The sequence below is a fragment of the Burkholderia sp. Tr-862 genome (genome assembly GCF_011753085.1).
In the GTDB taxonomy this organism is placed as follows: Bacteria; Pseudomonadota; Gammaproteobacteria; order Burkholderiales; family Burkholderiaceae; genus Burkholderia; species Burkholderia ambifaria.
The window spans coordinates 1-21,540 of record NZ_VWWG01000091.1 but is presented as its reverse complement, the minus strand read 5'-3'; the positions used below and the strand labels follow the sequence as shown (position 1 = coordinate 21,540).

At 65.7% G+C, this 21,540-nt stretch carries 19 protein-coding genes; 4 read left to right on the top strand and 15 right to left on the bottom strand.

What is annotated here, in order from left to right; translation table 11 throughout:
* The first annotated feature begins 75 nt into the window (after window positions 1-75).
* Entirely contained in the window at window positions 76-1,431 is a 1,356-nt protein-coding gene (locus tag F3J14_RS22105) for a M23 family metallopeptidase (RefSeq protein ID WP_166724827.1), read from the top strand.
* Window positions 1,432-1,546: 115 nt separating this feature from the next.
* Here the strand turns inward: F3J14_RS22105 and F3J14_RS22100 are convergent, their stop codons facing one another.
* Entirely contained in the window at window positions 1,547-2,284 is a 738-nt protein-coding gene (locus F3J14_RS22100; protein ID WP_166724826.1) for a fucose-binding lectin II, read from the bottom strand.
* An 817-nt stretch (window positions 2,285-3,101) separates the two neighbouring features.
* On the opposite strand from F3J14_RS22100, the gene F3J14_RS22095 reads away from it, so the two are divergent.
* The gene (locus F3J14_RS22095) at window positions 3,102-3,506 is read left to right on the top strand and encodes a hypothetical protein (protein WP_006756235.1); all 405 of its coding nucleotides are present in this window, start codon (window positions 3,102-3,104) and stop codon (window positions 3,504-3,506) included.
* 177 nt (window positions 3,507-3,683) lie between these two features.
* Here F3J14_RS22095 and F3J14_RS22090 read toward each other — a convergent pair whose 3' ends face one another.
* From F3J14_RS22090 to F3J14_RS22030, 13 genes are all read right to left on the bottom strand, one after another.
* A complete protein-coding gene (locus tag F3J14_RS22090; RefSeq protein WP_166724825.1) occupies window positions 3,684-5,162 on the bottom strand; it encodes a hypothetical protein in 1,479 nt (492 codons plus the stop codon).
* Entirely contained in the window at window positions 5,159-6,637 is a 1,479-nt protein-coding gene (locus F3J14_RS22085; protein WP_247682269.1) for a glycoside hydrolase family 71 protein, read from the bottom strand. The genes F3J14_RS22090 and F3J14_RS22085 overlap by 4 nt, the downstream gene beginning before the upstream one ends.
* Window positions 6,523-7,812 carry a hypothetical protein gene (locus F3J14_RS22080; protein ID WP_166724824.1) on the bottom strand — a complete coding sequence of 430 codons (1,290 nt, stop codon included), beginning with the start codon at window positions 7,810-7,812 and terminating at the stop codon, window positions 6,523-6,525. Before F3J14_RS22080 ends, F3J14_RS22085 begins: the two co-directional genes overlap by 115 nt.
* Window positions 7,800-8,975 carry a glycosyltransferase gene (locus F3J14_RS22075; protein ID WP_247682268.1) on the bottom strand — a complete coding sequence of 392 codons (1,176 nt, stop codon included), beginning with the start codon at window positions 8,973-8,975 and terminating at the stop codon, window positions 7,800-7,802. Before F3J14_RS22075 ends, F3J14_RS22080 begins: the two co-directional genes overlap by 13 nt.
* A complete protein-coding gene (locus F3J14_RS22070; protein ID WP_166724823.1) occupies window positions 8,935-10,029 on the bottom strand; it encodes a polysaccharide pyruvyl transferase family protein in 1,095 nt (364 codons plus the stop codon). Before F3J14_RS22070 ends, F3J14_RS22075 begins: the two co-directional genes overlap by 41 nt.
* On the bottom strand, window positions 10,016-11,074 hold the full coding sequence (locus F3J14_RS22065) for a glycosyltransferase family 4 protein (RefSeq protein WP_166724822.1): 1,059 nt from the start codon (window positions 11,072-11,074) through the stop codon (window positions 10,016-10,018). The genes F3J14_RS22070 and F3J14_RS22065 overlap by 14 nt, the downstream gene beginning before the upstream one ends.
* A complete protein-coding gene (locus F3J14_RS22060) occupies window positions 11,071-13,326 on the bottom strand; it encodes a polysaccharide biosynthesis tyrosine autokinase (protein WP_247682267.1) in 2,256 nt (751 codons plus the stop codon). The genes F3J14_RS22065 and F3J14_RS22060 overlap by 4 nt, the downstream gene beginning before the upstream one ends.
* 25 nt (window positions 13,327-13,351) lie before the next feature.
* The gene (locus tag F3J14_RS22055; protein ID WP_166724820.1) at window positions 13,352-13,789 is read right to left on the bottom strand and encodes a low molecular weight protein-tyrosine-phosphatase; all 438 of its coding nucleotides are present in this window, start codon (window positions 13,787-13,789) and stop codon (window positions 13,352-13,354) included.
* Window positions 13,790-13,836: 47 nt separating this feature from the next.
* On the bottom strand, window positions 13,837-14,889 hold the full coding sequence (locus F3J14_RS22050; RefSeq protein ID WP_166724819.1) for a polysaccharide biosynthesis/export family protein: 1,053 nt from the start codon (window positions 14,887-14,889) through the stop codon (window positions 13,837-13,839).
* A gap of 195 nt (window positions 14,890-15,084) precedes the next feature.
* Window positions 15,085-16,488, bottom strand: coding sequence for an undecaprenyl-phosphate glucose phosphotransferase (locus tag F3J14_RS22045; RefSeq protein ID WP_166724818.1), 1,404 nt, complete (start codon window positions 16,486-16,488; stop codon window positions 15,085-15,087).
* Between the two features lie 383 nt (window positions 16,489-16,871).
* Window positions 16,872-17,192 carry an XRE family transcriptional regulator gene (locus F3J14_RS22040; protein ID WP_166724817.1) on the bottom strand — a complete coding sequence of 107 codons (321 nt, stop codon included), beginning with the start codon at window positions 17,190-17,192 and terminating at the stop codon, window positions 16,872-16,874.
* A gap of 493 nt (window positions 17,193-17,685) precedes the next feature.
* A complete protein-coding gene (locus tag F3J14_RS22035) occupies window positions 17,686-18,495 on the bottom strand; it encodes a TlpA disulfide reductase family protein (protein WP_166724816.1) in 810 nt (269 codons plus the stop codon).
* Between the two features lie 163 nt (window positions 18,496-18,658).
* Complete coding sequence (locus F3J14_RS22030) at window positions 18,659-19,642, bottom strand: hypothetical protein (RefSeq protein WP_166724833.1); 984 nt, start codon at window positions 19,640-19,642, stop codon at window positions 18,659-18,661.
* 225 nt (window positions 19,643-19,867) lie between these two features.
* Between F3J14_RS22030 and F3J14_RS22025 the strand changes: the two genes are divergently transcribed.
* On the top strand, window positions 19,868-20,593 hold the full coding sequence (locus F3J14_RS22025) for a class I SAM-dependent methyltransferase (RefSeq protein WP_166724815.1): 726 nt from the start codon (window positions 19,868-19,870) through the stop codon (window positions 20,591-20,593).
* 31 nt (window positions 20,594-20,624) lie between these two features.
* On the opposite strand, the gene F3J14_RS22020 is transcribed toward F3J14_RS22025, so the two are convergent.
* Window positions 20,625-21,101: a GNAT family N-acetyltransferase gene (locus tag F3J14_RS22020; protein ID WP_166724814.1), complete on the bottom strand. Its 477-nt coding sequence runs from the start codon at window positions 21,099-21,101 to the stop codon at window positions 20,625-20,627.
* A gap of 131 nt (window positions 21,102-21,232) precedes the next feature.
* Here F3J14_RS22020 and F3J14_RS22015 point away from each other — a divergent pair.
* Window positions 21,233-21,540 (top strand): GntR family transcriptional regulator (locus F3J14_RS22015; protein ID WP_166724813.1); only part of this gene is annotated, 308 nt, incomplete at its 3' end.

The window sequence follows — 21,540 nt, the reverse complement described above, 5'->3', positions numbered from 1 at the left end:
CTACCGGATCGCGATGATCGTTCCTCCGCGACAACCGGTTTTCCCCATTTTTCATTGACAGCGAGTGACGACGCAATGCGGCTTGACCTGTGTTTACGTCTCGCACGCGAACAAGGTCGGCCCGCGCGATGCGGCGCCATCCGCTTTCCGATTCGCCGCGCGCTGGCGCGCGGTGTCGTTGCTGCGGCGTGGCTTGCCGGCATGCAGGGTGCGGTGGCGTGGGCGTCTTCCGATGCCACGCCGTTTCCGCCCGTGACGGCGCAAGCGGCCGACCTTGTCGACGTGCCTTTTTTCAGTTCCGCCCGGACCATCTGGGGCGGCTTGCTGGCATCGACCGCCGTGCCGCGTGTCGCGCTGGAGCCGCGCGCGACGAACGCTTCGGTCACATTCGCGATGCGTCCCGGTGCATGTGCGGCGTACGTCGTCCTCTGCGATGCGGCCCGCGATGCGATCGAGCGCGATTACGCGGCCCGCTTCGCGTACGGTTTTGCCTCGCCGCTTCCGGCAATCGGTGTTCGGCCGGCATTCGAGGCGCGTCATGTCGATCTGGCGTCCGCCGAGCCGTTCGTGCTCGCGGAGTGGGAGAGCGGCACGCGCGCCGGCGCGATCACCGGCAGCCTGCGCACGTCTCTCGCGCGCGCCGATCTGCCGTCCGGCGTCGCCGCGCAGATCACGCGCATGCTGGCCGGGCGGATCGATTCGACGCAGCGCGGCGCGATTGGCGATACCTTCCGCGTTGCCTTCGAACCGGACGACAGCGCGACCCTGCCGGGCCGTGTGCGCGTGACGGCGCTCGACATCCGCTTTCGCGGCCAGCGTGTCGCGGGCGTGTGGTTCGCGCCGCAGGCTGGCTCGCCAGGCGCGTACTACGATCTCGACGGCATGCCGCTCGCCGGTGCGCGGTTCGCGATGCCGGTCAACGCAACGCGGGTCAGCTCGCGATTCGGCGCGCGCGTGCATCCGGTCACAGGCGCGCGTCACGTACATTCCGGCGTGGATCTGGCCGCGCCGACGGGCCGTGCCGTCCACGCGTCGGAGCGAGGGGTCGTGACTTTCATCGGCACCGAGCCGGGCGGCTACGGCAAGTATGTGGTGATTCGGCACGACGGCGGCTATGCGTCGTACTACGCGCACCTGTCGGCATTCGAGCCGACGCTGCGAACCGGCGCGCACGTCGTGCGCGGCCAGCGCGTCGGCGCCGTCGGCAGCACAGGCACCGCGACCGGCCCGCATCTGCACTTCGAGGTGCGTCGACATGCCCGTCTCGTCGATCCGATCGAACTGGTGCAGGCGGCGAGGGCGGCGAAACTGAAGGGCGAGCAGCGGGTGGCGTTCAACCGCGTGGCCCACGTCGCACGCACACAGTTGGCCGCGGCCACGTGGGCGCCGCCGCTCGCGATGTCGCAGTCCGGCGCACCGAACGACGGCTGATCGTCGAGCTCAGGCCGGTCGTCGTCGCCGGCGTCGACGCTTGCACATCGGCGCAGCGTACCAAAGCAAACCGCCACGCCGGGCGGCGTGGCGATGGTTGGCAGGATGCGGCTGCTTAGCCGAGCGGCCAGTTCAGGATTGCGATGCCGTCGTTGTAATCGCCATCCGTTCCGTCTTCCGACCCGACGAGCCCGAAGTAGGTCTTCTTGAAGATGTCGACCTGACGCGAGCCGATCTTCGACGGTTTGCCGTTCGCCGTCACCACCACGCGCACCTTCCCTTTGCCCGAGTTCACGATCTGCGTGTTCAGGTTCGCGTCCTGCGTGCCGGCGCCCTGGAACGTCGCGGCCGGCTTCGCGTTGTCGTCGACATAGACTTCGATCGTCTGCTGCGCGGACGAATTGACCAGCGCCGTCACGCCGAACGCGATGTTCGGCGGCAGATTGAAGATGCCGTCGCGTTCGCCGCCGCCGGTCGTTGTGCCCGGCTGTGCGGGCTGCGGTTGCGGCGTCGCTTTCGAGAAGTAATTGACCACCGCGCCGACGCCGAACTTTGCCGCGGCTCCGGGCAGCACGCCGGGCGCGCCGGCCCACGTCACCGTGCAGGCGACCACCTGCCCCGCCGCATCGGCCTTCACCTTGTTCTGCCAGCTGCCGACGTCGAAGCTGTACGGGATGGTCGCGATGTCGACGAACACATCGTATTGCGGCAGCTTTTCCACGAGCTGCGTGGTCATGAACTGGCGCATCCGGTCGAGCACCGCCTGGTCGCCGTTCGCCTGTACGGCGGTTGCATCGTTGCCGGCGAGTTGCAGCAGTGCGTAAAGATCGTCATGGGTAAACGGTTGTGACATGTCGTCCTCGTCTCGATGATAGGTCTCGCGTCGCGCGGCCGGCGAGTGGATCCCGCCGTTGTCGCGCACGGAGTACAGCGTGGGACTGCAAATGACTGCTCGAATGAATCGATTCGCAATGTGTGGATGACCCCGGCGCCATCGCGGGGGCAGCCCAGCGATCGATGGGTAAGGCGCTTTACCGTGTCAGGCAAACGTTTGCTGTTTTAAACACGGTTCGGCCAGCATGGCGAAAAATAAATAAAAAAATATTCGGCCGGGAATGGAAATTGTTCAGAAAATCGAAAGCTGAAACAGTCCGATTTAATGACGTGAATTCGATTGATTGTCGATCGATATAATCGCGAAATTATATCGACGCATGTCGCGAATTATTGAATGATGGGCGGCGCAGGCGGGAATGGAGGGAGGATCCGGCTTCGGAGCAGGCGCTCGGCGTTCGCATATGGCAGCGTGTTGTTTCAACATCGTCTTTCTCTGTCGTGGCCGCGCCCACCGGCCACCACCGAACGCCCACGCCGAAGCCGGATCGCAACGGGAGGGGTGTGCGGCGCCGGCGAAGGTTGATGACCGGCTCACTCCGAACTTGAAAGACACTCCACCGGCACCACACCCGATAAGCATATCGACTCGCTGTCGCGGCGCCTATCGGACGAGGCTGATTCTTGCGCGCAATATCGCAACGCGCAGGCCTGATATACCTGACAGGCGATCAATTTCGAGATTAGCGGTATCGTGCAAGCAACGCGCGCGCCCGATGTTCGGCGGCTTTTTTGATTCAACCGGCCCGTTGCGGGGCCCTCACGAGGACAGTGCGATGACGAAACCCGATATTCTGAAAGGCGACATCAAGGAGCAGGCCCAGGAAGCAGACCGTCACAATCTGGCGCGGCCCGCGGTGAATGGCGCATTGTGGGCGCGCGGCCTGACGACGCAGCGCGTGGCCGACCTGTTCAGAACGCTGCCGGGCCTGCCGGGACACTGGATGCAGTTGCAGAACGAAGTCAACGCCGGGAATCGCTATTTCTATGGCGTCCAGAACGGTCACCAGACCACCGACGAAGGAAAGGAGCTGATCCGCTGGATCGCCGACGCGGTGGTCAGCGCGGCGCAAAAGGCGGGGTTCGATTTTCCGTTGCAGCAGCTTCGGTTTACGGCCGATACCGGGTGGCTGAAGCTGCAGCGGGTGTCGGGGCGGGTGATGGTGTTGTCGCGGCCTTGAGATCGAAGGCATGCGCCGCGACGCCGGATCGTCATCGGAGCGGCGGCGCGAGCGTGTCGATGGCCGCCTATCGCGTCATTGCCTGCCGTTCGCCCGGATGTCCGACGCCGTCGGTATCGCCGGCAATGCGCCGCGGAGCTTGCGGTTCGGCAAGGCCGGAAGTCGGATCGGGTAAGACTATTCCCGAGCCCGCACGCCATGCGTGCATGAGTCATACGCATCACGGCGCGATCGTCGCGGTTGCCTGAGCACGAACGCCATCGGCAAGCCGAACAGCAGGATCCATCGCACCGTGTAGTACACCATGACGTTCGAGTCGAACAGAAAGAACAGGAACGGCAGCGGCCACATCACGGCCCGCAGCGGCAGCCATCTGCGAGAGCGGATTCCCGTGTTGTTTTGCACAACAAGCAGAATGGCGGGAATCGCAAACGCCAAGACGAATCCCGCGATGCCGAAGTTCACCAGGAATTCCCCCGGCATGCCGAACAACAGGGTTGTCTTGTCGAGCGCGGTGCGCTCAAAATCGCGCATGATCTTGGATTTTTCCAGCGCGAACGTCTCGGGGCGATCACTCCACAGCGCACTTGGAACGATCGACGCGATCGCACCGACGAAGCTTCGCCCCATCGGGTAAGCATAGGTCGGTTGCGCGACCGTATCGATCGCCAGTGCCTGCACGTCGAAGCGTGACAGATCCCGAAACAGGAACACGCTGACCGGCCCCATGCTCAGCTCGAGATCGCGCTGCTCGGCAAACCGCTGCGACAGATTCGCGATGTCGTCGTAGCCGAGGCCGAATTTCAATGGCATCAACAGCAGGCCGGTCAGCGCCACGCCGGTACCGGCGATCCTGATCGTGCGCGGACTGATTCGCGCGATGAAGCTGTGATGGATGAACAGTGCGAACACCAGCACGAAGACGACACCCTGGCGACTCCCGGCGATGCCGGACGACAGCCAGCCCAGCACGCCGAGCTGAACGAACGCCACGGCCGTCAGCACGACGCTGCGGCGGCGTCGCATCATGAGGCAGACGAATATCCACAGCGGCGACGTGTTGGCCAGTGCCTGAATGACCCCCAAACCGCGAAACGGATCGTTGTCGGTGCCGGTTTGCTCGACGCGCGTGTCGTACAGCTCGACGATTCGTGCGTAACCGCCCAGCTTGACGTAGATGAACGCGAGCGCACCGAGGGACAGCAACGCGAACAGATAGGCGAGGCTGCTGACGCGCATGCCGGGTTCGAACCGCAATTCGGCGTTGCCGAGGCGGCTTGCGTTGACGTCGAGCGTCAGCTTGACGACCAGTACGCCGGCGAGGCTCAAGAAATACCAGAGTGCGACGGCCGGATCGTCTTGCGGCAACAGTCGCAGATAGATCTCGTCTACCACCAGCAGTTGCCACAGCGGGAACACGCCGAGAATGAAGAACAGAAAGATCCGGAACCAGCGTACGGTCGGGGTTCTCGGACGAATGGCGGCGATCGCCAGCAACAGCGCGACGTTCAGTAGCAGCAGCACGCCATGCATGCGCTCGGTAACCAGCAGAGTCGCGACGATCGCGGCAAGCGCGCCGACGGCGAACGTCGTCCACACCATGTGCCGGTTGTCGCCTTTCCGGCGCACCTCGAGGTTCGAATGCAAGGAATTCATCGAGATTGTCCCTGGAGTGCCCAACCGCTGTAGTAGCCGTACTGGCCGCCGCCGCCGGGTCCTGTCACCGCCAGCTCGCCAACACACTCGAGCACCACCCGCTCGCGACGAACGATCGAGAAGGTCGGCAGCCCGGACGTGCTCGGAACATCGACGAACGAAATTCCGGCCGGTAGCGGCCGGCGGTCCTCGCGCGCGTTCTGGCCGATTGTCAGCAAAGCGGGGCCGGTCAGGAATACACACACGAAAATGCGATCGACGAGCGGCCCGTGCGGCATGCGCGGCGCCCCGTATGTCGACGCCGAAGGGCCGTCGGCGGCAGCTTCGCGTTGCCCCGCCGGGCCCGGACGATAGAAAAAGAACAGCTCATCGCGCACGATCGGCGGTTCGCTGCCCGTCTTGAACCAGCGGATGTAATGACGCGACGCGCGCAGATAGCCTTCGTGGTTCAGGATCGGGCCGAAGCGTGCGTCATACACGCTGGCCTGCCGGGCTCCCCCGGTCGGCGCGACATACGTCGATTCCGCCCAGTCGTTCCAGGTCACGATCTGCACCCAGGTCGCGCGGGACTCGATCGCCGCGCGCCATTCCTCCGCCATGCCGGCGAACCCGCGCGTCTCGAACGCGCGATAGTTCGTGCCTTGCGGCAAACCCCGGTAGTACGGCGTAACCGGCGCCATGAAGACCTTGCCGGCGTTGCGCAACGCGGGAGCCAGGGCGCGCGTGGAGCGGGCCAGCAGCGACGGTGCGCCCGCCGCACCGAAATAGAAATAGCCGTCCGCGCAACGGATTTTCCCGACGATCTCGGCCGCCACGTTTGCGTCGATTTCCCGCTCCCCGGTGCTCGGAGACAGATGTGGGACAAAATACGCACCGAGGCGTCTGGCGGTCTCGATCAGCGATCGTGCGCCGGTGCCGTGCCGCCCGCCCAACGCGTACGCGGACAGCACGGGTCGTCCGTCCACCTTCAGCTGCGCACGGCGTCCGCGAACCGTCCGGATGATGTCTGCGAGTTCGTCCTGTGCGTTGCCGTCGGCGGACACGAACAACTTGAACGCCCCGTCGAACTGGTCGGCCGCGTCGTAGATCGTCTCGACCCGCCGCTTGTAGTACGGCTCGGAAGCGTGCCATCCGCCGCAATTCAGTGCGAAGCCGTCGATGCCGGCCGCCATCGCGTCACGCATTTCCCGCGCATACTGGTCGGGGCTGGCCGCCTTTCCGCCTCTCGGCCAGGCCACCATGTAGTGTGCGAAAACCCGGCGAGTGCCCGGCGCGTCGCTCGTCTCGCGGGTACGCGCGCGAAGCAGCCCGCCAGGGGCCAGCGCGGTCGCGACCGTCGTCATGATGAAGGATCGTCGTTTCATGGCTGCTTCCGCCCGGCGTTCGCCGGAAGCGGCGCGGCGGGTGTGGCGTGACGCGTCAACAGGACACCCGACGACGACAGGATGACGAGCGCCGCCGTGCCGACGCCGCAAATCGCGCCATAGGCGCCGAACTTCCAGCCGAGTGCCGCGACCAGCGCGAGCGTGAGGACAGCCTCGAACGACGCCATCTTCACGAACGCGCGCCGGCTGCGCGCATACAGCCACAGCGACAGGATCCTGCAGAGAAACACCAGGCAGGCGCCCAGCAGCACGGCGAACACGAACGCAAACTGATTGATCCGGCTGCCGAGCGAATGCACCGGAAACAGCCGTATCTCCAGCAACGCGTACGATGTGGCGGCCAGAAGGACCAACCCGGCCAACAGGATCGCCGCGAGCCTGCGCGCGAACCCGGCCCCGCCGATCAATCGAAGCGCCCGACCGCCGTTTCCGCTGATCGCCAGCGAAAAAGATTGTCCGAAATTGAAGGCCAGGTTGTTGAAGCCTTTGGCGACGCGATACAGCGCGGCGCCGGCCGGCCCGGCCACGGCGGAAACGATCAGCACATCGAGGTGCTTGGCACCGGACAGCACCGCGTTCGCGTACCAGCTGCTCAGCATTTCGCCGCGCGCCTGCGCGATAAAGTCGCGATACCAACCCAGCCCGCCGCGCACGGTCGGCGCATATCGGCTCGGTTCCGGACCGGTCGTGCCGCGACGCGTCACCCACAGGTAGGCAGCCAGCAGCAGCGCGCCGTACGCGGCCTCGACCAGCAGCAGCAGATCGGGAAGATGGCCGCGCAAGCCGTGGTATTCGGCGAGCACCGCGATGACAGCCAGGCGCAAAAGCGCCGAGATCGTCGAGATGACCAGCACGACGCCATTGCGCCTGGTCACCCGGAGGAATCCGAGCGCAAAGTGCGACAGCCCGTAACAAACGGGCGCGAGGACGAGCATTGCGGTCCAGTTCGGCAGCGCGATCGAGCCGGTTCGGCCCAGCAGCGCGCAAGCCAGGCAGAACAGCACGGTCGAGCCAAATGCGCTGAGGTAGTCGAGCCGAAGCAGGTTCGGAAACCGCGCCCGGATGCGATCGATCGTATAGATGCGCGCGGACCCGAAGTTGAAGGCGTCGATGGCGACGTAGAACAGGGCCAGCAACGCATACGAGCGACCGACGAGCACGGGGTCGAGGAGATGCAGCGCCAGTGCCGCCACGACGAAATTCACCAGGGCCGGCAATCCGGTGCTGGCGACGACATGGATCAAGTCGGCGTTCAGGCGGCGCATCGCTCGACCAGGTAACGGCAGTACGCGTCGTATTTTTCCTGCAGCGCCGAATGGGAAAACGCGGCGGCTTTCGCCCGCTGCCTGAGGCGCATGTCGACGAGCTGGGCGCGGTCGAGTGCGACCGCCTCGACCGCGCCCACGATCGCGTCGACCGAGCCGGCCCGGATCACGTCGCTCGCAGGCAGCACTTCCGGTATTCCGCCCACGCCGGTTCCGAGCACGGGTGTGCCGACTGCCATCGCTTCCAGCATCGCGCGCGGCATCCCTTCCTGAAGCGAAGGCAGCACGAACAGATCGTGTTCGGCGACGGTCGCGCAGGCCGTCTCCGACGATACCTGTCCGCGGAATGCCACGACGTTTGCGATGCCCAGCGTATGGGCCAGCGCCTCCAGTTCCCCACGCAACGCACCGTCGCCGACGAGCGTCAGGACGACGGACACGTTCTTGCGCTTCAGGCGCGACACGGCTTCGAGCAGCGCCACGTGTCCCTTGCTCCGGTTGTGCATCATCGAGACGTTGACCAGCCTCAATGACCCGGGCCGCGCGAGCGCGTCGGGGTCGCGCGCCGCGAAGAGCCCGTTCGGCAGGAAGGCGTCGCTGAAGCCGAACGAATCGGCGCGCGAGCGCGCGGGATACTTCGTCTGCAAATAGGTTTCCGTCACGTATCGCACGCTTTGCGCGCGCCGCGCGGCGAGCGCGGTCGAACTGCAATGGATCCATTTCGCGACGCCGCGCAACGGATGGGTAGACGCACCCTTGCTGAAGTAATCCTCCGGATCGGCGACGATCTCGGCCGAGAACGGCTTTCTCGTGATCCAGCACAGCAGGAGTGCAAGTGTTGCCACATTGCCCGGAAAGCGGATCATCAGTGTTTGCGCGCTCCGGATGACGCGGAACAGCCGTACCGCTGTACGCGGCAAGCCAGTCAGCCAGCGGCGGCCGCGAATTGCGCCAAGGTCGACGAACGACGTGCGCGGCCCGGTGACCACGGAGCCGATCGGCCGGGCTTTCGGAAACGCGCGTGCGACGATCCGCACCGCGTCGAAATGCGGCGCGAACCGGCTCGCGAACTTCTCGTGGCCCATATGAGGACTGTAGATTTCGTCGCCGACGCGCGAAAAATTACCGTCCATCACAAAGGTGATTGAACTGCTCGATTTCATGACGGATCCTTTCGACCATCTCGGTGTAGCGCATCGCGTCTGCCGTGCGCAGCGCCAGCCAGTACGTGCTGTCGTCGTGCGCAAGCTCGCGAGCCAGCGCGGCGACGCGGTCCACGTCGAAGTCGCTGGCGTGCACCACGAAGCGCGACAGGCCGAGGTCGTCGTATGCAGCCTGGCCTTTGCGCTCGTACGCGATATGAATGCTCGGCACGCCGGCCAGCACGCTTTCGAGGCTGCCGTGCAGCCGGACGGAGACGACCACCGGGCGCTCGCGCGCGACGAGCGTCGCCAGATCGTCGACCTGCCCGACGCCGAACGTGTCGCGATAGAACGTGTCGTCGCCGTTTCCGCGGCCGCTGCTTTGCAGCGCGAATCCCGCGTCCGGCAGTAGCTTCGCGACGCAACGCAGACGGGTGACGTAGTCGTCGCGATACGGCTTGCCCTTCAGGTCGCGGAACACGAACCGAATCGGGCGGGGGTGTTCGGCAAGGCGTTCCGCGTCCGGCTGGCTGCGCGGTGTCCGACCGATCTCGAGCACGACGAGGTCCCCCGTGCGAATGCCGTGCGGATGTGCAAGCTCGTCGACGCTCTGGTCGTCGCGCAGGAACACGACGTCCACGCAACGCCGGACGAGCGCCGCCAGCAGGGTGCCCGGCAGCGACTTCAGCGGACCGATGCTCTGCGGTAGATAGATCGATCGCTTCGAGCGCCGCAACGCCGTACAAGCCAGCTGGCTGCCGTGCGCGACGAGCGATTTCCAGCCTTCCATGCCGCGGGACGCGCGCAGGTAACCGCCGCCCACGCCGAAGAACAGTGCCGGCCTCGCGCGGCCGAAGCGGCGCACCGATTCGACGCAGAAACGGGCCAGCGACCAGAGGCGGATGTTCGCGTCGTCGAGATAGCCACGGAACGATGCCGGATCGAGGCAGACGATCGTGACGACGCCGTCGATGCCGGCGGCGCGGATCGCCTTCAGGCTCAACTGGACCAGCAGGCCGTCGCCGCTGTTTCGCGAGCTGTATGCGTGCAACAGATAAACGTCAGGCTTGTTCATAGATCCGCATCAGCGATTTCAGGAAATGTTCCTGCCTGAAGGTCTGGTCGAACACGTGCCGGGCGTTCTCACCCATGCACCGGCATTTGTCGACGGTCAGGCGGTTCAGGTTGTCGGCGAGGCATTGCCCGGTGAGCTCGGTGAGGATGATCCCGTTGTAGCCATGGATCACCTGCTCGGGCAGCGAGCTTTCGCCGGAGACGACGAGCACCTTGCCGGCGCGCATCGCCTCGATCGGCACGAGTGCCAGCCCTTCCCAGCGCGACGGCACGATCACGACGTCCATCGCCTGCATGGCGATCTTCGTCGAGGCTGCATCGACCCAGCCGTGGTAGACGATCCGGTCGTCGCCGGCCCGCTCCGTGACGCCGCCGCGCACCGCCATGCCGTACACGTTGATCTCGATGTCCGGCTTCAGCGCCCGCACCGCGTCGAGTACGACGTCGAAACCCTTCTGGTAATCGAGGCGACCGAAATAGCCGACGCGTATCGTCGAGCTGCCGGACGGACGATCGAGGGCGGCCCTGGCTTCGTCGCCGGCAATGCCCGTGTAGACGAGGTCTACCTTCGACATCGGCAGCCGGTACTTGCGTGCTGCTCGCAATTCGTCCAGCGACATGCAGACGATCCGGTCGCATCGAGTCGCCAGCAGGCGCTCGGTCAGCGCATAGCCCAGCCGCGTCACGTGGCCGACGTCCTTCTTCAGGAACGCCCACGCATGGGGGGTGTACAGGACCTTCGCGTGTCGATGCCGGAGCAGGCGCACGTACACGCCGGGGAACGTGCTGTGGCAATGGATCACGTCCGGGCCAATGGCCTTCAGCAACGCGCGGATCTCGCGCGCGACCCTGGCGATGCGCGCCGGATGCCGACTCGACCGGTATCCGATCAGCGTCAACCCTTCGACGCCGCTCGTGCCGCTCATCTTGTCGGGATCGCAAATCAGCAGGACTTCATTGCCCATCGCGATCTGCTCGCGAGCCAGCGCGCCGACATAGGTGGCAATGCCGCCCACCCAGGTTTCCACGACGTGCACGATCTTCATGACGTCTCCCGCTCGCGCGTTACGGACGCGTCGCCGTTCGCTTCGGTCGCACCGTACGGCGCATATCGATACGCCCCGTATCGGGCGCGATAGCCGAATGCACGCGTATCGACGCCGTTGAAGAGGACGCCGAGCAAGCCCGACGAAATCCTGTTCAGCTGCTTCGACGATTCGGCGATCTCGCCGATCGTCGTTTGTCTCGCGCGGGTCACGAGTAAGGTCGTGGCGCAGTGGGGCGCCAGAATGCTGGCGTCCGACACAGCGAGTACCGGCGGCGTGTCGATGATCACGACGTCGTAGGCGGCGCTCATCTCGTCGAGCAACCGGATCGTCGCTTCACCCAGCAGCAGCTCCGATGTGTGTTGCGAAGTGGAGCCCATCGGGATGAAGTCCAACCCCTTCGATACGTCGCGCCGCGTGGCGTCGTGCAACGAGACGCGGCCCGTCAGCAGATCCGATAGCCCCGGTGCGCGCGGCACGCCGAACGAATCGTTCAGGTGACCGCGCCGCATGTCCGCATCGATCAGCAGCACGCGCTGGCCGGCGGCGGCCATCACGGCCGCCAGGTTGGCCGACACGAAGGACTTGCCGACACCGGGGCTCGGCCCTGTCAGCAGCACACGGTTGTTGTCCGCGTCGAGCAGGCCGAGGCTGAGGGCCGTGCGCAGGCTTTTCAGGCTCTCGATGGCGGCGTCGTAGGGGTTCTCGTTGGCCAGCAGCGACGGGAAGGACCCGCGCCGCGCGGCCGATGCGGCTGCTGCCCGCTGCATCGGCGAATCGGGGATCGTGCCGTAGACGTTCAATCCGGTGCGGCGCTCGATGTCGTCCGCGTCCTTCACCCCGCCGAACAGCGCTTCGCGCGCGACCGCCGCCGTGACGCCCAGCATCACGCCGAGAATCGCGGACAGCGCGAGAATCAACGCCTTGCGCGGTTCGACCGGCTCTTCCGGAACGGGCGCGTTGTCCACTTCGCGAACGTTGCCGACCTTCCCGGCCGACACCAGCTTGAGCTGCTGGATATTGTTCAGCACACCGACGTACATTTCGTTGCCGACTTCGACGTCGCGACGCAGCCGGAGCTCGTCCTGTTCGATATCGGGAAACGCGCGCAGGCGCGCCGACAGCCCATCGATCTTCTGCTTCGCGCCATCGATCTGACGATCGAGCGCCTGCATCTCGGGATGGCCGGCCGCGAACCGGGTCGACGCCTCCGCGCGCTTCTGCTGCAACGCCAGCAGCGTCGCCTGGGTTGCGATGCTGTCCTGCAGGTAGGCCTGCGCCTCGATGCCGAGGTTGAACGTGCCGCGGTTGTGCCGCATCGCGTTGTATTTCGCTTCGGCCTGTTCCAGGTTCTGTTTCAGTTGCGGTGCGACCTTCTCGAGGAACGCGAGGGACTTCTCCGCCTCGGCCGATTTCCGCTTGACGTTCTGGGCGACGTACGCAGTGCCGATCGTATTCAGGATGTTCGCCACCGTGTCAGGGTCTTCGCCCTTCAGCGACACGTTGATGACGTTGCTCTGCTTGCGGATCTCCGACACGCTCAGATGTTTCTGCAACTGCTGCAGCGTCTTCAGTTCGGAATGACGTTCCACCTGGAACACCGCGCCCGGCCGCGCATGGAGTGCATCGACACGGATCCGGAACGTGCCGCCGGCCTGCGTCGATTCGACGAGATGCCCGAGTGCGCCTTCGATCGGCTGGTCGAGATCGCCGTTTTCCAGCCGGAAGCGTCCGTCGGGGAGTGCCGTCAGTTCGAACCGGTCGCCCTCGAAGGTTTTCGGAACGTCGAACGTGCCGATATCGATCGACTCGGTACCCCAGCCGTATCCGCCGAACCCGAACACCCCGGGCCGGGACAGGCCGTGTGCGCGCGCGGCGATCGCCTTGCCGATCAACGGGAAGCGCATCGGCGTCGCGTCGATATACAGGCGCAGGTTCTTGACGGCATGGCCGACGACCATTCTCGACTGGAGGATCTCGATCTCGGCCGCCGCCTGGATCTTGGCGTCGAAGAGCGACGACACGCTACCGAGCAGGGAGTCGGTCCCTCCCGTGCTGTCTTCGACCTGAATCAGCAGATTCGACGCGTAGATCGGGCGCGCCAGCAACGCATACGCCGCGCCCGCGGCAAACACGGTCGCCGCGATGCCGGCCACCAGCCAACGGTTCGTCAGCACCAGATCGACATACCGCACGAGTTCCGGCTCGTCGCCCAGGTCTGCGTCGGGTAACGGGTTGGGTGCTTTGTTCATGGAAATTCCGTTCATCATTCGACGCTCATCTCAGTGCCTGGATCTTCGGCACCCACGCGTTCACGCCTCGGTCGATCAGGGAATAGGCATGCCTGAACGCATCGATCGGCTTCAGGTACGGATCCGGCACGTCCATGCCGTTCCGTCCGTCGAGCTGGAACACGCGCCCCAACGAAAATGGATGGCGCTCGACGATCTCGCGCTGCTGGCCGGCTTCCATCGTCAGCACGATGTCCGCACGACGCACCAGTGCCGCGGTGAGCTGCTGCGCGCGATGCGCGGAAATGTCGATCCCGGCTTCGGCCGAGACGGATGACGCGTGCGCATGCGCCGGCGCCCCGACGAGTGCCGACGTGCCGGCGGAGACCACCTCGATACCCGGCAGTCGCGACCGCAGCAGCCCCTCGCCAATAGGGCTGCGGCAGATGTTTCCGGTGCAGACGACGAGAATGGTTCGAATCATTTTTCCTCCGGCTCTTTTCTTGCGATTGCCGTATCGATGGCTTTCGGTTATTTCGTGACGATCGCGCCCGTCAACCCGGCATTGATCGCCGGCAACAACAGATTCAGCACGCGGCTGAACCGGACGAGGCTGTTGCTGTCCACGTAGACGACGTCCTTCGGCTGAAGGTCGAATTGATTGGCGAGCACCATCGCGACGGGCGAGCGCGCGTCGAGGTGGAACACGCGCGGCGCATCGCTCGACGCACCGCGGATCACATAGAGTTGCGCGGCATCGGCGCTCGCGCTGTTGAAGCTGCCTGCCTGCGACAGCGCGTCGCTCAGCGTCAGCCGGCCCGTGCGCAACGGCAGCGCGGTAACCGGGCGGGTCACTTCACCCATCACGTAGACGCCGTTCTCCTCGCGCGGCAGCACGCGCAACAGATCGCCGTCGCGCAGCAGCAGGCCGGCGGGATTCGTGCCGCGCGCCAGCATGCCGGGCAGGTCGAGCGGATACGAGACGCCGCCGCGCACCAGCACGAGGCGGCTCTGATCGGCCGCCGGCATGAAGCCGCCCGCGCGGCCGACCGCTTCGTACAGCGTCATCGGCACGTCGTTGACCGGAACCGTTCCGGGCGTGCGCACCTCGCCGTCGACATGAATCTGCTTCGCGCGGAACGACGCGACGCGCACCGTGACCTTCGGCGCGACGAAGTAGCGTGCGAGCGCGGCCGAGATTGCACGGCGTGCGCCGTCGACGGTCAGGCCGGCGACCGGCACGTTGCCTGCATAGGGCACCTGCACGTTGCCCGCATCGTCGATCACGAACCCTTGCGGCGGATCGGACGGCCGCACATTGGTCTGCTGCAGCGGCCCTTGCGCGATGGTCAGCTCCGGGTGGTCCCAGACGGTGACCTGCAGCACGTCGCCCGCGCCGAGCGTATAGGCGGCGGGGCGGCCGAGCAGCGCATCGGCCTGGTTCGCGGCGGCCGCGTGCACGTCTGCCTTCAACTGGCGGATCAGCGTCGCATCGATTTCGGCGATCGGTATCGGCGGCGTCGCGGCAGGCGCCGGCGCGTTGCCGTTCGAACCAGGCAGGACGGTCGTGGCAGGCATCTTCATCCCCGGCGCGAACGCACAGCCCGACAACACTGCGCAGCACAGCACACCGACGCAAGCGCGCACGGTGCCGCGCGCGGGCGACGGAGCGTTCGCGGACGTGCGATGGCGGCGACCGCCGAAGGATCGGAACAGAGATAACTTCAAGGTAGAGCCTATTCGGACGTGTGAAGCGGGTGGACGATGTGCATGCGGCGCTCAGTACGCGTTCTGATGACCGAATCCGCGCAACACCGTCGCACCGATGATTCGCAGATCCAGCGCGAACGACCAGTTGCGCAGGTAGTAGAGGTCGTACTCGACGCGGGACTGCATGCTTTCGAGTTGTTCGGTCGCGCCGCGCAGCCCGTTGACTTGCGCCCAGCCGGTGATGCCGGGCTTGATCCGGTATCGGTGGATGTAGCCGTCGACGAGCGTGCGGTACTGCGCGTCGTGTTCCACCGCATGCGGGCGCGGGCCGACCACTGACATGTCGCCGAACAGCACGTTGACGAACTGCGGCAGCTCGTCGAGGCTCGTGCGCCGCAGGAACGCGCCGACCTTCGTCACGCGCGGGTCGTTGCGCGTGGCCTGCGCGACCGTGCCGGGTGCTTCGACATGCACGCGCATCGTGCGGAACTTGTAGATGTCGAACGTCTGGCCATCCGCGCCGCGCCGTTTCTGCATGAACAGCACGGGGCCCGGCGACGTCAGCTTGATGGCCGCGGCGACGACGAGCAGCAGCGGCATCAGCGCGACCAGCACGACGGCCGCGAACGCACGGTCGAAGATCGCCTTCGCGAACCGTGCACCGCGCGACAGCGGCGGTGCGGCCAGCGAAATCGCCGGTTCGCCGAGAATGTCCTCGACACGGCTGCCGAACAGCGCATGCTTGCTGACGTCCGGCATCAGGCGCAGTTCGACGAAATCGTGGCGGAATTCGTCGATCACGCGCGTGATCGTGGCGTCGTCGTCAAGCGGCAGCGCGATCCAGATTTCGTCGACGTCTTCGGTGCGGGCAAGGGCGGCGAACGATGCAAGATCGGTGGCGACGAAAACGCCTTCGCCGAACGTGGCCGCGTGCTCGGTCGTGCGATATGCGCCGACGAACCGGTAGCGCGACGCGCCGGCCGTGTCGATCGAGTCGGCGAGGCGTTCGAGCCATTCACCGCCGCCGACGATCGCGACGCGGGAGGGCGTGCACGGCACATGCAGGCTGCGGTGGCGTGCGACGCTCAGCCCGACCCGGAACACGGCGAGCGCGATCGCGACGCCGAGCGTCCAGCAGAAGAACCACGCCAGCAACGTCATCGTGACGGGCGTCAGCGCGATCATCTTCAGTAGAACGAATCCTTGGACGACAAGCCAAAGGGCGAGCGTGCGCAGCGCATAGCGCGTGGCCGGACGCGTTCGGCCGTCGAGGCCAATGCCGGCGAGCCGCAACATGAATGCCGCGAGCAGCGCGCTGACGCCGATCAGGATCCATTCAATTCGGAATGCGGCGAGATTCCACATCGAACCTCGATGCGTGATTCCCGCGATGACGATGATAAGGAGGACATCGACGGCGCATACGGCACCTGCGCTACCTTTTTCCCGCTTGCGTTTCATACCTATGTTCATTCAGCTTGATGCACGATCAATCCGGTGTTGCGGCATGGACTGATCGCTGGCGTATCGGGGTGAACTAGATCTGACATCGATATTGAAAAATGACAGTTGGCAATGAAGAAGACGAGTTTATGGGGGGGGCCATCTCGGAACCATCAGACAACGCGTCGTCCACCGAAGAAAAGCGGTAGGACAAGTACTAATTTCGTTGAGAATGCCGAGGCGGTGAAACAACGAAACGTTGTCGGGGAAAAGGGCGGGAGAGTGGGCGCGGTCGATGTAGGGCCGCTCCGATGAAGATCGGTGTCGTCTACGCTTCTAATACGAGCGTTTCATCCGACACGGAGTACTGAAAAGGCGTGGTACGGATTGCCGTGAGGCGGACGCGGAGGTCGTCAGACCGACACCGTGATACCTGCCGAACGCGACTGCCCCGCAGGCCGCACCACGATCTCCACATGCTGGCCAAACGACACAAGCGTGTGCATCAGCAGATCCAGTGAAACGTTCCGGATTCTCTCGCGCTGCTCCGGCGTGACTACCGGCCGCGCCATCTCGGCGAGCGCCGCAGCCTCGGTCTCGCTCAGGCCGCGCGACGCAATCAACGCGTTGAGCTTGAGCACGAGCGCGGACTTGGCTGACAGTGCGTCGGCATCGTCGAAGTCGAGATCGGCCGGCGCGGTGTCGGGGTGTCGGCGTGAGTAGCTGTAATTCATTGCGCGTCCCCCGTGATCACCTGCCGGTTGTGCGTCACCTCGATCCGGAAACGAACCCGTGCGATAGGATTCGCGTCAGCCATGGCCAACTCCTGCTTTGAGTTGGTTGTGGTCAGTGGCCCGCAGGTGTTGGTGCACTTGCGGGCCGCGCCCGTCTACGCAGCGGATATCGATCATCATCGCGTCATATGATTTGCATGACGAAATGATCTGATATTCCACGCGAAAACGTGCAACCACTCTAGCCGAGGTTGGCCGCTGTCAGATGTTGATTAGGTGCGCTTTCATCGGCGCGGGTCGTCAGTCGATGCCTTGCTTGCCCGCAGCTCAATGATTTCGGGTCAGCCAGCGCTGGCTGGCCGAATCGTCACTTCGTTGAAGATGTGTCAGAAACCGTGTCGGTCGAACGCTTCGGCGCGTCGGCCGCACGTCGCACGAGGATGTCATTCGCGTCGTGCCGATAGCGTTCGAACCCGTGCGCCAAGCGCGTCCGTCAGGGGTGCAAGCCCGCGCGCACGGTGTCCTTCAGCCGCGCGGCGGTGATCTCGCCCATGTGCGATTCGACGAGATTGCCGTTCGCGTCGAAGAACAGCGTCGTCGGCAGCCCGCGCGAACCGTAGGCCTTCATCGTGTGCAGCGTGCGATCGAGCAGCACGTGATCGAACTGCAACCCCTTCCGTTCGAGGAACGAGCGCACGGTCTGCGCGTCTTCGCCCTGATTGACCATCAGCACCGTGATGTCCGGATGATCCTGCTGCGCCTGCGCGAGGATCGGCATTTCGCGCTGGCATGGCGGGCACCAGGTGGCCCACAGATTGACGACGACGGGTTTGCCGGCAAAGCGCTGTGGTGCGACGGGCGTCGCGTCGAGCGCTTCGAGCCGCATCGCGGCAAGCGGCGGCGCACTGCGCTGCAACGTCGCGAGCGTGCCTTGCGCGATGCCCCACGCGGCGAGCCCCGCCAGCATGCCGGCCAGCACCGGGCGACGCAGCGCGGGCAGGCGGCGCAGTCGCCAGCCGGCGAACACGAGCGCGGCGGCGACGCCGATGCGCCAGTCGAAGCCGCCGTCGCCGAGCGCGACGATCGAGCGCGGGGCGGCTGAATACTCGGACCACCATTGACCGACGTAACCGACGCGCGCGGCGATCAGGCCAAGCAGCAGCGTGTCGAGGATCAGGCTCGCCGCGCTCTTGTGCTGGCCGTCCGGCGGGCGGCGCTGCATGAAACGGGCGACGAGCCATGCGATCAGCGCGGCGGCGGCTACCGCGACGACGCGGATCGAGAAGGGACCGATGCTCAACATAGGAAGGAAAGAGAATGACGTGACCGGGCCCGGGGCAGGCGGGAAGATTGTCGACCGCAGACAGAGAAGCCATCAACGGGCGGGCGGCGTTTCGACACGATGTCGTGCATGCGGGTTCCCTTCGCGGTCCGCGCGCGGCGCCGTCACCGGCATTGCCGCCTCGCTAGCCGCCGAGTCGATAGGCGGTAAAGAATTCGTACCACGGCGAACCTTGCGCGACCGGTACGCCGAGCGCCGACGTCCGCCGTTTCAGTGCCGTGAACACGTCGTTGATGCGCGCGGCCTGCGCGGCATCGCTGAACGGACGCGACCGTACCCTGCCGGCCGCGAACGCGCCGTAGGCGATCGCGAGCAGGCGCGCGCCGTCGTCGATCGAGAAGATCGAATCGTTGATCGCTTCGACGAAGCGTGGCCGATCCGCTTCACGCGATGCGGCGATGCACTGAAACACGATCGCCGACACTTCACGCAGGTCGCTCACACGCAGCAATGCGGGCAGGCGCGCGGCGATCCGGTCGGCCGGTTCGTCATGCAGCGCGGCGCCGAAGTCGAGCACGGCAGCCATCGGATTGCGGTCCTGCTTCACGCGATCGAGCGCCGACGCAGATGATGCGGCCGCCGCTTGCGCGTCGTCGCCCGGCGCGGCCCGCAGCGCGTCCGCCACTTGCTGCTGCCACTCCGGAAAAATCATCCGCACGTTGCCGAACTGCTCGCCGCCTGGCGCGGCCGGATTCCACCGGTAGACGATCGTGCCGCCGTGAATGAACGGCGAATACAGGTGCTCGGCCGTTTGCGGCAGCGGCCGTCGGTTGATCGGCAACCACGAGAGCGTCAGCCAGTCGTAGCGGCCGGTGGCGGGCACCGACGGGCTCGAACTCGCGACGACCTGCCAGGTGCCGCGGTTCGCATAGCGCCGGCGTGCATCGGGCACCGCGACGGTCTGCTGTTTCGCGGTATCGAAGTAGGTGGTGCCGGTCACGTTTTCGCCGCTGTCCGGGGCCGGCGTGATGGTGGCGATGACCCACGATGCACCGTCGGCCGACCGATAGTCGGCTGGCCGTAGCGTGGCGACGTCGTGCACCATGCGCGTTTCGGCGGCGACGGGGCTCGGCGGGAGATGGGCGGGACCGGCGACGATACTCGGCATGGACATCCCTTGGAATCGGGTGCGTATCGGCGGATGGGGCCGATACGCGGCGGCGCATGGTAATGCTCCTAACTGTAGGACGCCCTGACCGGAAACGGAAACCGACCGAAGCGGCGCCAGTGGCTCCAGCGGCCCGGACAGCGCCAAGCCGCGCTCACGCGCTGCGCCGCTTCGGCTTACCATGCGCACCTGGGCTAGAACGACCCACCCCGATCGGGAGCGAACATGACCGACACGAAAGCTATTACAGCGCACTGGACGCACGTCGCCGACCAATGGATCAGCTGGGCCGGCAGGCCGGGCCACGATGCCTTCTGGAAGTATCGCGAGGGGCTGGCCGCCTACCTCGGCCGCGGGGCCGGCCGCGCACTGGAGATCGGCTGCGGCGAGGGCCGCGTGAGCCGCGAGCTGAAGGCGCTCGGCTACGACGTGACCGCGAGCGACGCGGTGCCCGCGATGCTCGACGCCGCGCGTCGCGCGGATTCCGCGCACCGCTACGCGCTCGCCGATGCCGCAGCGCTGCCGTTCGATCCGGCCAGCTTCGATGTCGTGATGGCATACAACGTGCTGATGGACCTCGACGACATGGCCGCCGCGCTGCGCGAAGCGCGCCGCGTGCTGAAGCCGGGCGGGCTGCTGTTCGTGTCGCTCGTGCATCCGTTCCGCGATCGCGGCCGTTTCGCGGGGCCGCAACCCGACGCGCCGTTCGTGCTGGAAGGCACGTATTTCGGCAGCGAGCATTTCGAAGGCGTGGAAACGCGCGACGGACTGTCGATGCACTTCGCGGGCTGGTCGCTGCCGCTTCAGGCCTATATGGATGCACTGGAGTCGGCCGGCTTCGCGATCGTGTCGCTGCGCGAGCCGCCGCCCGACCGCGCCGACACGGACACGCTGAAGCAGTGGTCGCGCGTGCCGCTGTTCCTGTGGATCAAGGCGCGGCCGCTGGATTGAAGCCGTCGCGGCCGCGCAGTGTGCGGCGCGATCAGCGCGGCAAGACCTTCCGATAGATCAAGAACCCGGTCTTTTCCGCGACCGTGTCGTACAGCCGCATCGCCGTGTGATTCGTTTCGTGCGTCTGCCAGTACACGCGTTCGGCGCGATGCGCCTGCGCGGCGTCATACACGGCTTCGATCAATGCGCGGCCCACGCCCTTGCCGCGTTCGCTGTCGAGCGTGAACAGATCCTGCAGATAGCAGGTCGGCCCGGCCAGCGTCGTGCTGCGGTGATACAGGAAATGCACGAGCCCGACGAGCCGGCCGTCACGTTCCGCGACGCGCGCATGCACGGGCTCGTAGCCGTCGAAGAAACGCGACCACGTGAGCTGCGTGATCTCGCGCGGCAGCGCGGTGTCGCCGAAGCGGCCGTAGAAGCGGTTGTAGCCGTCCCACAGCGGCAGCCAGTTGTGGAAATCGTCTTCCCGCACGGGGCGTACGGTCAGGCCGGCGTCGGTAGCGTTCATGGTCGCGAACCTCATCGATGATGTTGGAATGAAGCGTTGCCGACGCGGCCGGCAACGGGAGCAGACCGCTACGATAGAAAGTTCGTGGCACCATGTGTAGACCCATGACATCTACACATTCTGGAGCCACGATGGATTACGCCGTGTTGCTGTCGACCTTCGAGCGCGAGGCGGGGCCGCATGCGGCCACGCGGATGTCGCAGCAGCAGCGGCTGTACGCATGCCTGCGCGATGCGATCCTGGGCGGCCGGATCGCCGAAGGCGCGCGGCTCGCTGCCTCGCGCACACTCGCCGACGAACTCGGCATCGCGCGCAACTCGGTGCTGTACGCCTACGAGCGGCTCGCGTCGGAAGGGTTCGTGACCGGCTCACGACAGGGCACCGTGGTCGCGCGGATGGGCCTGCGCGGGTCGCGGGCCGCCGCCGCGGCGCCACGGTA

Coding starts and splice junctions, on each gene's coding strand:
- F3J14_RS22040 (WP_166724817.1), bottom strand. CDS start 17,192: ATGAATTACAGCTACTCACGCCGACACCCCGACACCGCGCCGGCCGAT.
- F3J14_RS22050 (WP_166724819.1), bottom strand. CDS start 14,889: ATGAAGATGCCTGCCACGACCGTCCTGCCTGGTTCGAACGGCAACGCG.
- F3J14_RS22095 (WP_006756235.1), top strand. CDS start 3,102: ATGACGAAACCCGATATTCTGAAAGGCGACATCAAGGAGCAGGCCCAG.
- F3J14_RS22035 (WP_166724816.1), bottom strand. CDS start 18,495: ATGTTGAGCATCGGTCCCTTCTCGATCCGCGTCGTCGCGGTAGCCGCC.
- F3J14_RS22070 (WP_166724823.1), bottom strand. CDS start 10,029: ATGAACAAGCCTGACGTTTATCTGTTGCACGCATACAGCTCGCGAAAC.
- F3J14_RS22045 (WP_166724818.1), bottom strand. CDS start 16,488: ATGAACATAGGTATGAAACGCAAGCGGGAAAAAGGTAGCGCAGGTGCC.
- F3J14_RS22080 (WP_166724824.1), bottom strand. CDS start 7,812: ATGCGCCGCCTGAACGCCGACTTGATCCATGTCGTCGCCAGCACCGGA.
- F3J14_RS22100 (WP_166724826.1), bottom strand. CDS start 2,284: ATGTCACAACCGTTTACCCATGACGATCTTTACGCACTGCTGCAACTC.
- F3J14_RS22060 (WP_247682267.1), bottom strand. CDS start 13,326: ATGAACAAAGCACCCAACCCGTTACCCGACGCAGACCTGGGCGACGAG.
- F3J14_RS22075 (WP_247682268.1), bottom strand. CDS start 8,975: ATGAAATCGAGCAGTTCAATCACCTTTGTGATGGACGGTAATTTTTCG.
- F3J14_RS22090 (WP_166724825.1), bottom strand. CDS start 5,162: ATGAATTCCTTGCATTCGAACCTCGAGGTGCGCCGGAAAGGCGACAAC.
- F3J14_RS22025 (WP_166724815.1), top strand. CDS start 19,868: ATGACCGACACGAAAGCTATTACAGCGCACTGGACGCACGTCGCCGAC.
- F3J14_RS22065 (WP_166724822.1), bottom strand. CDS start 11,074: ATGAAGATCGTGCACGTCGTGGAAACCTGGGTGGGCGGCATTGCCACC.
- F3J14_RS22105 (WP_166724827.1), top strand. CDS start 76: ATGCGGCTTGACCTGTGTTTACGTCTCGCACGCGAACAAGGTCGGCCC.
- F3J14_RS22030 (WP_166724833.1), bottom strand. CDS start 19,642: ATGCCGAGTATCGTCGCCGGTCCCGCCCATCTCCCGCCGAGCCCCGTC.
- F3J14_RS22055 (WP_166724820.1), bottom strand. CDS start 13,789: ATGATTCGAACCATTCTCGTCGTCTGCACCGGAAACATCTGCCGCAGC.
- F3J14_RS22020 (WP_166724814.1), bottom strand. CDS start 21,101: ATGAACGCTACCGACGCCGGCCTGACCGTACGCCCCGTGCGGGAAGAC.